12 protein-coding genes are annotated in these 15245 nt (G+C 74.0%); 7 read left to right on the top strand and 5 right to left on the bottom strand.

Going from position 1 to position 15245, the window contains the following annotated elements; all coding sequences use genetic code 11:
* Nucleotides 1-57: 57 nt before the first annotated feature.
* Nucleotides 58-1146 carry a non-hydrolyzing UDP-N-acetylglucosamine 2-epimerase gene (gene wecB, locus MicB006_RS25740; RefSeq protein WP_116509576.1) on the bottom strand — a complete coding sequence of 363 codons (1089 nt, stop codon included), beginning with the start codon at nt 1144-1146 and terminating at the stop codon, nt 58-60.
* 176 nt (nt 1147-1322) lie between these two features.
* On the opposite strand from wecB, the gene MicB006_RS25745 reads away from it, so the two are divergent.
* Both MicB006_RS25745 and MicB006_RS25750 read left to right on the top strand, forming a co-directional pair.
* The gene (locus MicB006_RS25745; protein ID WP_152037890.1) at nt 1323-2783 is read left to right on the top strand and encodes a hypothetical protein; all 1461 of its coding nucleotides are present in this window, start codon (nt 1323-1325) and stop codon (nt 2781-2783) included.
* 11 nt (nt 2784-2794) lie between these two features.
* The gene (locus MicB006_RS25750; RefSeq protein ID WP_116511815.1) at nt 2795-4672 is read left to right on the top strand and encodes a hypothetical protein; all 1878 of its coding nucleotides are present in this window, start codon (nt 2795-2797) and stop codon (nt 4670-4672) included.
* A 9-nt stretch (nt 4673-4681) separates the two neighbouring features.
* Here the strand turns inward: MicB006_RS25750 and MicB006_RS25755 are convergent, their stop codons facing one another.
* Nucleotides 4682-5848 carry a hypothetical protein gene (locus MicB006_RS25755; protein ID WP_225980504.1) on the bottom strand — a complete coding sequence of 389 codons (1167 nt, stop codon included), beginning with the start codon at nt 5846-5848 and terminating at the stop codon, nt 4682-4684.
* A gap of 322 nt (nt 5849-6170) precedes the next feature.
* On the opposite strand from MicB006_RS25755, the gene MicB006_RS25760 reads away from it, so the two are divergent.
* From MicB006_RS25760 to MicB006_RS25770, 3 genes are all read left to right on the top strand, one after another.
* Entirely contained in the window at nt 6171-7736 is a 1566-nt protein-coding gene (locus MicB006_RS25760) for a glycosyltransferase (protein WP_116509580.1), read from the top strand.
* A complete protein-coding gene (locus MicB006_RS25765) occupies nt 7733-9016 on the top strand; it encodes a nucleotide sugar dehydrogenase (RefSeq protein ID WP_116509581.1) in 1284 nt (427 codons plus the stop codon). The genes MicB006_RS25760 and MicB006_RS25765 overlap by 4 nt, the downstream gene beginning before the upstream one ends.
* A 185-nt stretch (nt 9017-9201) precedes the next feature.
* Nucleotides 9202-10950, top strand: coding sequence for a CDP-glycerol glycerophosphotransferase family protein (locus tag MicB006_RS25770; protein WP_116511819.1), 1749 nt, complete (start codon nt 9202-9204; stop codon nt 10948-10950).
* 56 nt (nt 10951-11006) lie between these two features.
* On the opposite strand, the gene MicB006_RS25775 is transcribed toward MicB006_RS25770, so the two are convergent.
* Both MicB006_RS25775 and MicB006_RS25780 read right to left on the bottom strand, forming a co-directional pair.
* The gene (locus MicB006_RS25775) at nt 11007-11549 is read right to left on the bottom strand and encodes an acyltransferase (protein ID WP_116509583.1); all 543 of its coding nucleotides are present in this window, start codon (nt 11547-11549) and stop codon (nt 11007-11009) included.
* Between the two features lie 65 nt (nt 11550-11614).
* Nucleotides 11615-11953: a DUF952 domain-containing protein gene (locus tag MicB006_RS25780; protein ID WP_073827482.1), complete on the bottom strand. Its 339-nt coding sequence runs from the start codon at nt 11951-11953 to the stop codon at nt 11615-11617.
* Between the two features lie 83 nt (nt 11954-12036).
* On the opposite strand from MicB006_RS25780, the gene MicB006_RS25785 reads away from it, so the two are divergent.
* Nucleotides 12037-12693 (top strand): response regulator transcription factor, encoded by a 657-nt coding sequence (locus MicB006_RS25785; RefSeq protein WP_073827483.1) that lies wholly within the window; start codon nt 12037-12039, stop codon nt 12691-12693.
* 10 nt (nt 12694-12703) lie between these two features.
* The gene (locus MicB006_RS25790) at nt 12704-14173 is read left to right on the top strand and encodes a HAMP domain-containing sensor histidine kinase (RefSeq protein ID WP_116509584.1); all 1470 of its coding nucleotides are present in this window, start codon (nt 12704-12706) and stop codon (nt 14171-14173) included.
* Nucleotides 14174-14221: 48 nt separating this feature from the next.
* On the opposite strand, the gene MicB006_RS25795 is transcribed toward MicB006_RS25790, so the two are convergent.
* Nucleotides 14222-15163, bottom strand: a complete 942-nt coding sequence (locus MicB006_RS25795) for a TAXI family TRAP transporter solute-binding subunit (protein WP_116511821.1) — start codon at nt 15161-15163, stop codon at nt 14222-14224.
* Between the last annotated feature and the right edge of the window lie 82 nt (nt 15164-15245).

Raw genomic sequence — 15245 nt, forward strand, 5'->3', positions numbered from 1 at the left:
CGGAAACGGCCCGCCGGGCACCGTCGATCGCGACGGCGCCCGGCGGGCCGACCCGGTTCAGCGGACGTGCTCGGCGAGCACCCGGACCACGTTCTCGGCCGCGCGGCCGTCACCGTACGGGTTGCCCCGCGCGGCGGCCGGCCGGGCCCGGGTGGCGGTCTGCACCCAGCCGGCGGAGCCCAGCGCCGACGGGTCCGGCACCAGCCGGTTCCAGTCGTCGGCGAGCGTCTCCACCCACTCCGTCTCCGGGCGCAGCGTGGTGCAGGGCCGGTCCAGCAGGTAGGCCTCCTTCTGCAGGCCGCCCGAGTCGGTCACCACCCCGACGGAGCCGAGCACCGCGGCCACCATGCCGCCGTACGGCAGCGGCCGGCCCACGTGCAGCGCGCCGCCACCGAGCTTGATGCCGTGCTCCTCGGCCCGGGCCAGCAGGCGCGGGTGCGCCAGCAGGGCGACCGGCACCGGCAGCTCGGCGAGCGCGCCCACCAGCGCGGCCAGCCGCGCCGGGTCGTCGGTGTTCTCCGCCCGGTGCAGCGTGGCCAGCAGGTACGGCGCGTCCGGGTCGATGCCCGCCGGCAGCTCGGGGCGGGGCTGGTCACCGGCCAGCACCGCGTCGCGTACGCGCAGGCACACGTCGACCATCACGTCGCCGACCAGCACCGAACGCGCGGCCAGGCCCTCGGCCGACAGGTGGCGCACCGCCTCCTCGGTGGGCGCCAGCAGCAGGTCGGCGCAGTGGTCGGTGAGGACCCGGTTGTGCTCCTCCGGCATCCGGCGGTTGAACGAGCGCAGCCCCGCCTCCAGGTGGGCCACCGGCAGGTGCATCTTCACCGCGGACAGCGCCCCGGCGAGCGTGGAGTTGGTGTCGCCGTACACCAGCACCCAGTCGGGTCGTTCGGCCGCGAGCACCGGGTCCAGGGCGGCCAGCGTCTTGCCGGTCTGCACGCCGTGGCTGCCGGAGCCGATACCCAGGTGCACGTCCGGGTCGGGGATGCCGAGCCCGGAGAAGAAGACGTTGGAGAGGTCGGCGTCGTAGTGCTGCCCGGTGTGCACGATGACGTGCTCGTGCTCCGTGGCGGCGAACGCCGCGGCGATCGGTGCGAGTTTGACCAGCTGGGGCCGGGCGCCAACGATGCTGACGACCTTCATGTGGGTGATCCCTCCGATTGACTGTCCGTCCGACCGGGGCGGCGTCCGTGGGCGCCCCGCGGAACCGGCTGAGCCGGCCGGTGAGGGGAACCCCCACGCGGGCGATCCAGGCTAACATCGGGGCATTCCGCTTCTGGACGCCGACAAGGCCGGCACGAGCGCGAGGAAATCCCGTCATGGTCGAGTCGTCGGTCGTTCAAGAGCGCCCGCAGGAGCCGGCTGAGCCGTCCGCTGCTCGGCGGTCGCGTTCCCGGCCGCGCCCCGCGCAGCTCGTGCTCGCGGGCCTGGTCGTCGCGTTCGTCGCCGCCCGGCTGAGCATCGCCGCGCGGGCCGAGGCGTTCCGCACCTTCGACACCCGGTCGTACGCCGGGCTGCTCGACGGGCCGAACCCGACCGCGACGCTCTCCTTCACCGGGCACGCGCCGCGCCTGTGGGGCACCCCGCTGCTCTACACGCTCGCCGGCACCGATTCCGCCCGCGCGTGGGCGCAGGCCCTGATCAGCACCGCGGCGTGGGTGGTGCTCGTGCTGGCGCTGTGGACGCTGCTGCGCGGCACGACCGCCCGGGTCTGCGCCGGGGTCGCGCTGTTCGTGCTGGCGCTGACCCGGGCGGTCTACGTGTGGGACCACACGCTGACCGCCGAGTCGCTGTCCATCAGCCTCGGCCTGCTCGCGTTCGGCCTGCTGGTGCTCTGGGTGCGCCGGCGGTCGTGGCCGCTGCTCGCCGCCACGGTAGTGGTCACCGTGTGGTGGATGTTCGTCCGCCAGGACATGCTGCTGTTCATCGCGCTGGTGCCGGCGGTGCTGGCGGTGCTGGCGTGGCGCAGCCGTCCGCACCGCTGGGCGGCGGTGGTGGCGCTGGTCGCGATCGTCGCCGGGCTGGGCTGGAACGCGGCGCTGCTCGGCCCCACCGACGAGACGTTCGCCAGGTGGAGCGCCTCGGGCCGTTCGCAGACCGACGAGACGTTCCTCTACCGGCTGATGGTCGAGGTGCAGCGCGACCCGGAGATGCGCCAGGTCTACCACCGTGAGCTCGGCATGCCGCGGTGCGTGGCGATCGAGGACCCGAGCCTGGTCCGGCGGTGGAACGTCCGCAAGTTCTCCGAGGCGTACGCGAACTGCCCCGAACTGCAGCGGTGGGCAGAGGAGCACGAGATGGCCATCGGTTTCCGGTACGCGGTGGCCGAGCCGGATCACTACCGCGAGATCATGGTCGGCCGGATCCTGCCGATGGCGCTGGGCAGCACCGAGTTGCACACGTACGGCCGCCCGGTGTCGATGCTGCCGGAAGCGGTCGAGAAGGTCTGGTACCCGCGCCGGGGCCTGGTGCTGCCAGTGCTCGCCGGCGCCGTCGGGGCGATGGTGCTGGCGTGCGTGCTCACCGGCGCGGTCCGCCGGCGGCCGTGGCTCGTCCTGGCCGGCGTGCTCGGTGTGGTGGTGAGCCTGGTCAGTGTGCTCGCCAGTCTCATGCTGTCCGCCGGGGAGTACAGCCGGTTCGGCATCCAGGAGGCGATCTACCTGCGGATCAGCCTGGTGGTGCTGGCCGTGGCGGCGCTCGACGCGGCGCTGACCAGGCCGTGGAGACGCGCCGGGCGGGCGGCCCGGGGGGTGCCGGGCGACGACGCCGCGCGGCCGTAAACTCCTGCCTCATGACCGTTCCGGACACCCGTCCCACCGACCCCGCTGCGGCCACTCCCGGCGACAGTTCGCCCGGCGACACGGCGGTGAGCCGGGCGACGGAGCCGGCGGAGACCGCGACGGACGACGGCGGCCGCGCCGAGGCCGGCGACGGGGCCGGTGACCGGCCGGCCCGGCGGTGGAGCCGGTGGGACGCCGTGGTCGCGGCGATCTATCTGGCCTGGGCGCTCCTGGTGACCGCCCGCGGGTGGCGCAACCCGGACGGGCGCCTGCTCGGCAGTCGCCCGGACGACCAGGGGTTCAACGAGTGGATGCTGGCGTACGCGGCGCACGCGGTCCGGCACCTGGAGAACCCGTTCTTCACCACCGCGCAGAACGCCCCCGACGGCGTGAACCTGATGACCAACGTCGGCATGCAGCTGCCCGGGATCCTGCTGTCGCCGGTGACGCTGCTGTTCGGCGCCCCGACGGCGTACGTGCTGCTGATGACGCTCAACCTGGTCGGCACCGGCTACGCCTGGTACCACGTGCTGTCCCGGCACGTGGTGCGGTCCCGCGCCGCCGCGTTCGTCGGCGGCCTGTTCTGCGCGTTCGCGCCGGCGTTGGTGTCGCACAGCAACGGGCACCCGCACATGACCGCGCAGTGGCTGGTGCCGCTCATCGGCTGGCGGGTGCTGGCGCTGGCCCGGGGTGGTCGGGTGCTGCGGGACGGGCTGGTGCTCGGCGCGCTCATCGCGGCACAGTTCTTCATCAGCGTGGAGATCCTCTTCCTGCTCGCGCTCGGCTGCCTGCTCGCCGCGCTGGCCCATCTCGCGCTGGCGCCGAAGGTCGCGTTGCGGCGCGCCCCCCGGCTGCTGGGCGGGCTGGGGGTGGCCGGAGCGCTGGTCGCTGTGGTCACCGCGTACCCGTTGTGGATGCAGTTCTTCGGGCCGCAGCACCGGATGGGGCACCCCGGCGGCCCCGACGTCTACGCCCTGAAGCTCGGCTCCTACGTGCGCTACGCGACCGAGTCGATCGCCGGCAGCCCGACCAGCGCCGGCGGGTGGGGCCCGAACACCACCGAGCAGGTCAGCTTCTACGGCTGGTCGCTGGTGGTGGTGGCGGTCGCCGCCGCGTGGTGGCTGCGCAAGGAGATCACCGTCCGGGTGCTGACGCTGGTCGCCGTGGTGTGCGCGCTGCTGTCGATGGGCACCACTTGGACGTGGGGCACCGAGCGGACCACGATCCCGGCGCCGTTCGCGTTGCTGCAGCACCTTCCGGTCTTCGACGCCGTGGTGGTGGCCCGCTTCGGGTTCATCACCACCATGGCCGTGGGTGTCCTGCTGGCGCTGGCTCTGGACCGGGTTGCGCGTCTCGCGCGCGCCGGGGACCGGCTGCCGGCCCGGATCGCGGCCGTGGCGGTGGCTGCCGCGCTGGTGCCGATCCTGCCCACCCCGCTGCCGGCCCAGGGCCGTCCCGCGGTGCCGGACTTCGTCACCGCCGGCACCTGGCGTGACCATGTGGCTCCCGGCCGGACCCTGGTGCCGGTGCCGGTGGCGAACATGACCTCGGTCTACTGGGGTTCGGCGGCGCTGGCCGAGTTCGCGGTCCCGCAGGGCTACTTCCTCGCTCCCACGTCCAAGGACGACCCGACCGGGCGGTGGGGCGTCGAGCCGCAGCCGACGGCGAAGCTGCTCACGCTGGTCGCGGAGGGCAAGCGCGGCACCGCGGTGACGCCGGCCGAGGTCGCCCAGGCCCGCGCCGACGCCCGCTACTGGCGGGCGGACGCGGTGGCGCTGCCCAAGCACCGCCGGCAGGACGACCTGCGCGTGGTGCTCGACGCCCTGTACGGGCCGGGCCGCCAGGTCGACGACGTGTGGCTCTGGGACGTGCGGCCCTTCAGCAGCTGAGCGGAGCGGTCACGGCGACCGGTTCCAGATGATCAGGACGTAGCCGCCGAAGTAGGCGGAGAGGATCAGCAGCGGGGCCAGCACGGTGACCGCCCGGGCCCAGCCGGCCCGGGCCAGCGCGACGGCGACTGGTAGCAGGAGCGGGAACGCGGGCAGCAGGAAGCGCGCCTTCGCGTGGTAGTAGCCGGCCGCGCCGAGCGTGGTGAGCAGGATGAGGCCGCTGTAGAGCAGGAGCTGCCAGGGCTGCCGGTCGAGGGCGCTGAGCACGAACAGCGCCAGCGCGATCAGCACCACGAGCGTCACCACGTACATGGTCAGCGCCGAGGGCTGCGCCAGCACGCGCTGGGCCACCCGGACCGTGTCCGCGCCGAAGTCGAAGGTGGTGCCCCAGCCGGCGTCCTGGATGTGGAACCAGCCGTCCGGCCGCCCGGTCTGCCGGCCGACCCAGGCCAGGTACCCGACCCAGCCGGCCGGGGCGATCACCAGCGCGGCCCACGGACGCCAGCCGTCGCGGCGGCGCAGCGCCGCGATCAGCGCCGCGAGACAGACCACGGCGAGCAGCGCGCCGCCGGTCGGCCGGGTCAGACCGGCGCACAGGCTGAGCACGGCGGCGAGGAGCCACGAGCGCCGCAGCAGGGCGTACAGGGACCACGCGGCGAACGCGGTGAAGATCCCCTCGCTGTAGCTCATGTTCTGCACGATGCTGTGCGGCAGCACGCCCCACAGCACGGCGAGCAGGATGCCGACGCGACGGTCGTACAGCCACTCGCCGACGGCGAACAGGCCCCACGCGGCGGCGAGCGCGGCGAGCGCGGCGACAGCCAGCGCGGTGGCGCGCGCGCCGAGCGGGGTCAACGGCTCCAGCGCCCCGACCAGGCGGGGGTAGAGGGGGAAGAAGGCCATGTCGCTCTGGACCCGGGCGTAGCCGTCGTAGCCCTCGCGCGCGATCCGCAGGTACCACACGCCGTCGGACTCGGTGAGCAGCGCGGCCGGCCGGGCCCCGGTGGCGCGGGCCCAGAGCCAGAGCGTGACCAGCCCGACGGCCCGGACGGCGGCGTAGCCGACGAGCGCGGGCAGGGCGTTGCGGAAGGCGGTCGCCAGCCGGTGCCCGAAGGAGGCCCGGTGCTGGGAAACCGTCTCCGCGGGCGGCTGGTGGCCGCGCGTCGGTGCGGTCATGCGTGGTCCTGTCCGAGTGATCTTCGCCCCCGGCGTCGGGCGTCCGGGGCGTCGGCGACCGGCTCCGGAACCGGCGGGAGCGCCCGCCCGGAGCCGGGTGCAGGGTAGCAACGGCGACACCGGTTTCCCGGCGCGGCCGGGCATCGGCCTCCAGCGCGGCGCTTGTCGTACACTCGCTCGGGTCGCACGTGCGACAGTGGTTGACACGGAGACGGACGGGCATGGGTTCTGACGGGGCGATCTCTGCGGCGGACCTGGGGGCGGCAGCCGCGGCACGGGGCGCCGTCACGATCGACAACTCGGCCCGGACGGCGGCCGGGCGGTGAGCGGACCGGACGTCACGGTCGTCGTCGCGGTGTACAACACCATGCCGGACCTCACCACCTGCCTCGAATCGCTCGTCAACCAGACGATCGGGCACGACCGGCTGCAGATCGTCGCGGTCGACGACGGCTCCACCGACGGCAGCGGCGCGGAGCTGGACCGGTTCGCGGCGGCGTACCCCTCGGTGCTGACGGTGGTGCACCAGCCCAACTCCGGCGGGCCGGCCGCTCCGAGCAACCGGGCGCTGGACCTGGCCACCGGCCGGTACGTGTTCTTCATCGGGGCGGACGACTACCTGGGCCGCGAGGCGCTGGAGCGGCTGGTGTCGGCGGCCGACCGCTGGGGCTCGGACGTGGTGCTCGGCCGCATGGTCGGCGTGAACAAGCGCTACGTGCACCAGGAGATCTACGACCGCACCCGCTCGGACATCGACCTGTTCGACTCGCCGCTGCCGTTCTCGCTGTCGAACACGAAGCTGTTCCGGCGGGACTTGGTCGAGCGTCACCACCTGCGCTTCCCGGAGGACATGGCGGTCGGCAGCGACCAGCCGTTCACGTTGGAGGCGTGCCTGCGGGCGGCCCGCATCTCGGTGCTCGCCGACTACGACTACTACTTCGCGGTCAAGCGGCTCAACTCCACGAACATCACCTACCGCAGCGACCATCTCGCACGGCTGGAGTGCGTGGAGCGCATCGTCCGGTTCGTGGCCGACATGGTGGAGCCGGGGCAGCGGCGCGACGCGGTGCTGCGGCGGCACTTCGCCTGGGAGATCGCCAAGCTGTTCCGCCCCGACTACCTCAAGCTCGACGCCGAGACCCGGGAGCAGGTCCGGGCGCGGGTCGGCAAGCTGGTCCGGGAGTACCTCACCGACGGCATCCGCGCCCGGCTCGACGCGGCCACGCGCGTGCTCGTCGGAACTGCCGCGTACGGCCGGCCGGAGGACCTGCTGGCGATCATCCGGCTGACCGCGACGGACGGCCTGCCTTCGACAGTGGTCCGCGACCAGCGCTGGTTCGCCGCGTTCCCGGGTTTCGGCGAGGCGGGTGGCCTGAGTGACGAATGGTACGAGCTGGAGCCGGCCGCGAGCCGTTGGCTCGCCGCCCTGACCGCGGTTTCGGTACGCTCGGTGACCGGGCCCGACGGTGATCGGCGGGTCCAGATCTTCGCCCGCAGTCCCCGGCCGGATCTCGCGGACCTGGTCGGCGGGGACATGTCCGTGCGGGTGGGTGAGGCGGACGCGGTGGTGCGGCTGCTGCCCGCCGACCCGATGGGCACGACAGTGGAGGCCACGTTCCGACTCCAGGATCTGGCAGCCGACCTCGGCCCGGCGGGCACGACCCGGGCGGTCCGGGTCCGGGTGGCCGACAGCGCCGCCGTCCCGGTGCGGGGCTTCCGGCCGCCGCTGATCCACCGGGTGGTGTACCGCGACGGCACCCGACTGCATCTGGTCACGATCAACAACAACCACAAAGGTCACTTGGCGTTCACCGTCTGGCCGGTGACGCTTCGCCGGGTCGCGGCCCGTCTTCGGCGCCGGCTCCCCCGAGGAGGAAGTAGTTCATGAACATCTGCGTCGTCGCGCTCGGCAAGATCGGTCTGCCGCTGGCCGTGCAGTTCGCGTCCAAGGGGCACCGGGTGATCGGCGCCGACGTCTCCGAGCGGGTCGTCCAGCTGGTGAACGACGGTGCGGTGCCCTTCCCGGGTGAGGCGGACCTGGACGTCAAGCTGAAGGAGACGGTCGCCGCCGGCCTGCTGTCGGCCACCACCGACACCGCCGCCGCGGTCGCCGAGTCGGAGGCGGTCGTCGTGGTCGTGCCGCTGTTCGTGGACGCCGACGGCGTGCCGGACTTCGGCTGGATGGACGACGCCACCCGGGCCATCGCCCGTGGGCTGAAGCCGGGCACGCTGGTCAGCTACGAGACCACGCTGCCGGTCGGCACCACCCGCGACCGCTGGGCGCCGATGCTCGCCGAGGGTTCCGGCCTCACCGCCGGCACCGACTTCCACCTGGTGTTCAGCCCCGAGCGGGTGCTCACCGGCCGGGTCTTCGCCGACCTGCGCCGCTACCCGAAGCTGGTCGGCGGCATCGACGAGACGTCGGCCGCGCACGGCGTCCGGTTCTACGAGGCGGTGCTCGACTTCGACGAGCGGCCCGACCTGGACCGCCCCAACGGCGTGTGGGACCTCGGCTCGGCCGAGGCGTCCGAGCTGGCCAAGCTCGCCGAGACGACCTACCGGGACGTGAACATCGGCCTGGCGAACCAGTTCGCCCGCTTCGCCGACACCGTCGGTGTGGACGTCACCAAGGTCATCGAGGCGTGCAACACGCAGCCGTACAGCCACATCCACTCGCCGGGCATCGCGGTCGGCGGCCACTGCATCCCGATCTACCCGCGGATGTACCTGTGGAACGACCCGGCCGCCACTGTGGTGCGTTCGGCCCGCGAGGCCAACGCGGCCATGCCGGAGTACGCGGTCGACCTGCTCGCCGCCGCGTACGGCGACCTGACCGGGGTCGGCGTGCTGGTGCTCGGCGCCGCCTACCGTGGTGGCGTCAAGGAGACCGCGTTCTCCGGCGTCTTCCCGACCGTCGAGGCGCTGCGCCGCCGGGGCGCGGTGCCGTACGTGTCGGACCCGATGTACACGAACGAGGAGCTGGCCGCGCACGGCCTGCCCGGCTACGACGGCGAGCCGCTCGGCGCCGCGGTGATCCAGGCCGACCACGCGGAGTACCGCACGCTCTCCCCGGCCGACCTGCCCGGCGTGACGGTGCTCGTCGACGGCCGGCGGGTCACCGACCCGGCGCGCTGGACCGGCGTGCGCCGGGTGGTCATCGGGGGCTGACCGCACCGACACCCGGGCCCCGGCCGTGCTCACGGCCGGGGCCCGTCGCGTGCCGCCGTCGGGAGATCGTGGTCCGCCGTTCACCTGCCGGACACCCCGGCAATACTTGTGTCATGTGACCCGTTTAGGGTCGCAGCGGTCCGAATCGAACCTGGCCGAGGTCGGGGCAGACAGGGAGCGTGTCGTTGTTGAGCAGAATTCGCAGCCAGCAGGGTCTCGCCGCGGTGGGCGCGACGCTCCTCGGCTACGCGGTCATGGTCCTCTCCGGAGTGCTCGGCCTGGTGGTGCCGTACGCGGTGGCCGCCGTGGTCGCCATCGCCGGTGAGCTGGCCCTGGCCGGGCGGCACAGCGGGACCGCCGAACTGCTCGACAAGGCCGGTCTCGGCGAGACCTTCCGGCGGCTGGTGCGGGACCTGTCGGTGGTCCTGCTGGTGGTCGTCTCGGCCCGTCCCGGCGTGGCCGGCACGATCGCGGTGCTGCTGCTGCCCGCCGCGCTCTGGACCGTGGCGGTCGCCACGAACGCGGTGACCAAGGTGATCGACGGGCGGGTGGACCCCCCGGCGTACACCCGCAACATCGACCTCGGCGCGCTGCGCCGCGTCCCGGTGCCGCCGGGCTGGGCGCGGCGGATGGCCGGGCTGCGCATGCCGCTGCTCAGCGTGCTGCTGGTGCCGGCGGCGGTGGTCGCCGCCGCGCTCGACCGGGTCACCCCGGTGGTGGTCACCGGCCTTGTCACGCTCGCTGCCGGCCTGCTCACCGCCGCGGTGCTGGCGCTGACCGCGCTGCGCGGCCGGGGCAGCCAGCCGGGCGTGCTGCCGGCCGTGCACGACTGGCTCGCCCGGGAACGGCCCGAGGTGGCGCTCTACTTCGCCGGCCCGGCCAAGGACGTCTACCAGGCCAACATGTGGCTCGCGCCGGTCGAGGCGACCGGCCGCCGCGCGGTGGTGCTGCTGCGCGCCGCGGACGCGTTCGAGCAGCTCGCCGACACCCGGCTGCCGGTGGTCTGCGTGCCGGCCGGCGTCGACTTCATGAACCTCGACCTCAGCTCGCTGCGCGTGGCCCTGTACGCCGCGAACGTCGGCGCCAACATCCACCTGCTGCGCGAACCGGGCGTGAAGCACGTCTTCGTCGGCCACGGCGACAGCGACAAGCAGGCGAGCGTGAACCCGTACAGCAAGGTGTACGACGAGGTCTGGGTGGCCGGGCCGGCCGGGCGGGAGCGGTACGCGCGCGCCGACGTCGGGGTGCTGGACCGGGACATCGTGGAGGTCGGCCGGCCGCAGCTCGCCGGGGTGCACACGTTCGGCTCCGGCGCCGCCGACCACCGCTTCACAGCGCTCTACGCGCCGACCTGGGAGGGCTGGCTCGACGACGACCCGTACCACACCTCGCTGGTGCTGATGGGGGAGCGGATCGTCTCCGGGCTGCTCGCCGCCGGGGACGTGCGGGTGATCTACAAGCCGCACCCGCTGACCGGCAGCCGGTCGGCGAAGGCGCGGGCCGTGCACGAGCGGATCGTGGCCCGGATCAAGGCCGCCGGCGGCGACACCGATCCGTCCTCGCTGGACGGGACCGCGCACCTGGTGGTCACCGGCCGCACGCCGGGGCTGTTCGACTGCTTCAACGTCACCGACCTGCTGGTCAGCGACGTGTCCAGCGTGGTCTCCGACTTCGTGCAGAGTGAGCGGCCGTACGTGGTGGCGAACCCGGCCGGCCTGCCCGAGGACGAGTTCCGGCGGCAGTTCCCGACCGCGCGGGCGGCGTACCTGCTCTCGGCGGACTGCGGCGAGCTGGCGAAGATCCTCGACGTGACCCGGACCGGCGACGACCCGTTGACCGGGGCGCGGCGGGAGCTGAAGGAGTACCTGCTCGGCCCGGCCGGGTCGAACCCGATGGACCGCTTCCGGGACGAGATCGGCCGGCTCTGCGGCTGAGACCTACCGACGACGAGGGGCGGCGACCGGCGTGGTCGTCGCCCCTCGTCGCCTGTTCAGCCCTGGTGCGGCGGGTTGTCGACGTCGCGGGAGACGACCTCGCCCTTGGCGTCGACCCAGCCCTTCGGCCGGGCCGGGTTGCCGGCCACCAGCTGGTACGGCTTGACGTCGCGGGTCACCACCGAACCGGCCGCGATCATCGCGTACTCGCCCACCTCGATGCCGCAGACGAGCGTGGCGTTCGCGCCGATCGAGGCGCCGCGGCGGACCAGCGTCGGGGTGATCGTCCAGTCCGGATTCTGCGCGCGCGGGCGGAAGTCGTTGGTGAACACCGCGCAGGGGCCCACGAACACCTCGTCCTCGAGGGTCACGCCCTGGTAGACCGAGACGTTGTTCTGGATCTTCACCAGGTCGCCCACCGTGACGCCCGCGTCGACGTAGACGTTGCGGCCGATCACGCAGCCGGCGCCGACCTGTGCGCTCGACCGGATGTGCGCCAGGTGCCAGACCTTGGTGCCGTCGCCGACCTTGGCGCCGTCCTCCACGTCGGCCGTCGGGTGGACGAAGACGGAGGCGGACCGGTCGTTGCTGTCAGTCATCTCAACTCGCATCGTGGCAGGGCGCGTCGCGCCGTCGGGCGGGCTCGACGCAGCATAACGAGCACTCACCCGAGCAGTTCGGCCACCGCGTCGGCGGCGGGCCGGTCCGCCGGCAGCGGATGCGCGGCGACCACCGCGTCCACCGGCAGCGCGGCGTACAGGTGCGGGAACAGCGCGCCGCCGCGGGACACCTCCCAGCGCAGCGCGTCGCCGAGCCGCGCCTCGTCCACCGCGAGCAGAGTCAGGCCGGTGACCCCGGCGAAGACCCGGCGGGCCGTCTCCACCACCTGGTCGGCGGCGGAGAGATGGACGTAGCCGTCCTGCCGGTCCATCGCGGTGCCGGTGAACCGCCCGGCGGCCCGTGCCCCGGCCCACTCGTCGTCGGAGAGAATCTTGTAGATCACGGCAGCAGCCTAGAGCGCGCTCGCGTCCCGGCGGCGCGTCTGCCACCATTCGCAGGGCACTTGTCGAGCGGAGGGAGGAACGGGTGCGGATCCTCCTGGTCGAGGACGACCGTCGGGTCGCCGCCGCGCTGTCGTCCGCGCTGACCCGGCGCGGCTACCAGGTGGAACACGCGGCCACAGTCGCCGCGGCGCTCTCCGCCGCCCCCTGCGACCTGGTGCTGCTCGACCTGACGCTGCCCGACGGCGACGGCACCGAGGTGTGCCGCGAGCTGCGCAGGCGCAGCAGCCAGCTCGGCATCATCGCGGTGACCGCGCGCGGCGAGGAACGCGACCGGGTGCTGGGCCTGCGGCTGGGCGCCGACGACTACGTGGTCAAGCCGTTCTCGATGGTGGAGTTGCAGGCGCGGATCGAGGCGGTGCTGCGCCGCGCCGCGCACACCGTCCCGGAGCGTCACCTCATCGAGGCCGGGTCGGTGCGCATCGACGTCGGCGGCCGGACGGTGAGCGTGGCCGGCCGGGACGTGGCGCTGACCCGCAAGGAGTTCGACATCCTGCTCTCGCTGGCCCGCCAGCCAGGGGTGGCGGTGCCGCGCGAGCGGATCCTGCTCGACGTGTGGGGCACCACCTGGGCCGACCGGCACACGGTGGAGGTGCACGTCGGGTCGCTGCGCGGCAAGCTCGGCGACGCGACGCTCGTGGAGACCGTACGCGGGGTCGGTTACCGGCTCCGCGGCGCGTGAGGAGGGGCCCGTGCGTCGCCGGCTGGTGATCAGCTATCTGCTGCTGATGGTGCTCGTCCTGATCGCCCTGGAGACGCCGCTGGCGTTCACGCTGGCCTCCCGGGAGACCGACCGGGTACGCGCCGACCGCCTCGCCGACGCCACCCGCTTCGCCTCGCTGGCCGGCCCGGCGCTGCGCGGCGGCAGTCCCGGCCCGCTCGACGGGGAACTGGCCGCCTACGACGCCCTCTACAACATCGGCGCCGCGGTGGTGGACCGGGAGCGCCGTACCGTGGCCGCCTCGTCGGCCTGGGAGCCGGGCGCGGGCACCGGCCCGGCGCTCGACACCGCGCTGTCCGGCCAGCAGTTCAGCGGGCCGGAGTCGGTCTGGCCGTGGGGCGACGGGCCGGTGGTGACGGCCGTGCCGATCAACGACGGCGGCGAGGTGCTCGGCGCCGTGGTGACCACCAGCCCGGCGGACGGGGTACGCCGTACCGTCAGCACATGGTGGCTGCTGCTGGCCGGCATCGGCCTGCTCGCGGTGCTGGCCTGCGTCTCCACCGCGTTCGGGCTGGCCGGCTGGGTGCTGCGCCCGGTCACCGAGCTGGACGCGGTGACCCACGAGATCGCCGAGGGCCGCCGGACCGCGCGGGTACGCCCCCGGCTCGGGCCACCCGAGCTGCGCCGGCTCGCGACGAGCTTCAACGACATGGCCGACGCGGTCTCCGACGTGATGGACCGGCAGCGCGCGTTCGTCGCGCACGCCAGCCACCAGCTCCGCAACCCGCTGACCGCGTTGCGGCTGCGGGTGGAGGAACTGGGTCCCAGCCTCGGCGACGCCGACGGGCGGGCCGAGCACCGGCTCGCGCTGGAGGAGACCGACCGCCTGGCCACCGTGCTCGACGCGCTGCTGACGCTGGCCCGCGCCGAGCGGGAGGAGAATCAGCGGATCACCGTGGACGCCGCCGCCTCGGCCGCCTCCCGGGTGGCGGCCTGGCTGCCGCTGGCCCGGCACCGCGAGGTCGCGCTGCGCCTCGACGCGGACGGCACGCCGGTGTACGCCCGCACCGTGCCCACCGCCATCGACCAGGCGCTGGACGCCCTGATCGACAACGCGGTGAAGTTCAGCGGGGTCGGGGGAGAGGTGACGGTGACCGTCCGGGCCGCCGAGGGCGGTACGGCGCTCACCGTCCGGGACACCGGCCCGGGCATGACGGCCAGCCAGCTGGACCAGGCCACCGAGCGGTTCTGGCGGGCGCCGGACGTGCAGAACGTGGACGGCGCGGGACTCGGGCTGACCATCGCCGCGGTGCTCGTGGACGCCTCGGACGGCCGGCTCACCATGCGCCAGGGCGAGCCCCGGGGTCTGGTCGCCGAGTTGTGGTTCCCGGCGCCGGCCGGTGACCCGGGTGAGGCCGGCGACAAGGCCGCGGCGGACAGCCCGGCCGAGGCCGGCGGCACGGTGGGCGCCCGGCGCGACGGCGAGCCGGTCAGCCGCTGACCGCGCCCGGGCCGCAGCCCACAGCCGGGTAGCGGACCGCGCCCGGGCTCAGGGCTTGGCGGCGCGGTACCACTGCGCCGCGCCCGGGTGCAGCGGCAGCGGGGTGGTGACGATCGCCGACCGGGGGCTCATCCGTCCCGCCGCCGGGTGGGCGGCGGCCAGTTCCGCCCGGCGCTCCATCAGCAGCCGGGTCACGTCGCGCACCAGCGAGGTAGGCAGGTCGGCGCGGACGATCAGGTAGTTCGGGTTCGCCACGGTGCTGACCGGTTCCGCCTGGTACATGGAGCGGGGGATGTCCCGGGTCACGTAGACCTGCCCGTACCCGCGGCGCAGCGACTCGGTCCACTCGCCCAGGTCCACGATCCGCAGCGAGGTCCGCTCGGCCAGGTTGGCGACGCCGCGTACGGGCAGCCCGCCGGAGAAGAAGAAGGCGTCGATCCGGCCGTCCCGCAGGGCGGTCATCGAGTCGTCCAACCCGAGGTGCTCCTGGCGGATCCGGCTGCCGTCGAGCTGGGCCACCTTCAGCAGGCGAGTGGCGGTGATCTCGGTGCCGGACCCGTCGGCGCCCACCGAGACCCGGTGGCCACGCAGGTCGGCGAGCGTGCGGATCGGCCCGCCGGCGCGGGTGACCAGGTGCAGCAGGTCGTCGTAGACGCGGGCCACGGCGAGCACGGACGGGTGCTCGGGTTCACGCGGCGGGAGCACGTCGGCCTGGGTGAAGCCCAGTTCCGCCGCGCCGGAGCCGACCAGCCGGACGTTCTGCGCCGAGGCGGCGGTGACCACCACCTCGGCCCGTACCCCGGGCAGCTCCCGGTTGAGCACGGCGGCGAGCGACTGGCCGAAGGCGTGGTAGACGGCGGTCGGGCTGCCGGTGGCGATGCGGATGCGGGTCGGCTCGGCCGGCTCGTCCCGGCATCCGGCCAGGCCGGAGACGAGCAGCAGCGCCAGCACGAGCGGGGCGGCGGCGCGCACAGGCCAGTGTCGGCTCACGGGCTGCACTCTGCGCCGTGCACCCGCCGCCGCGCAAGCCCGCCGCCGCGCGAGCCGTCCCCCGTGCGAGCCCACCGTCGCG

Source organism: Micromonospora sp. B006 (assembly GCF_003408515.1).
Classification (GTDB): Bacteria; Actinomycetota; Actinomycetes; order Mycobacteriales; family Micromonosporaceae; genus Micromonospora; species Micromonospora echinospora_A.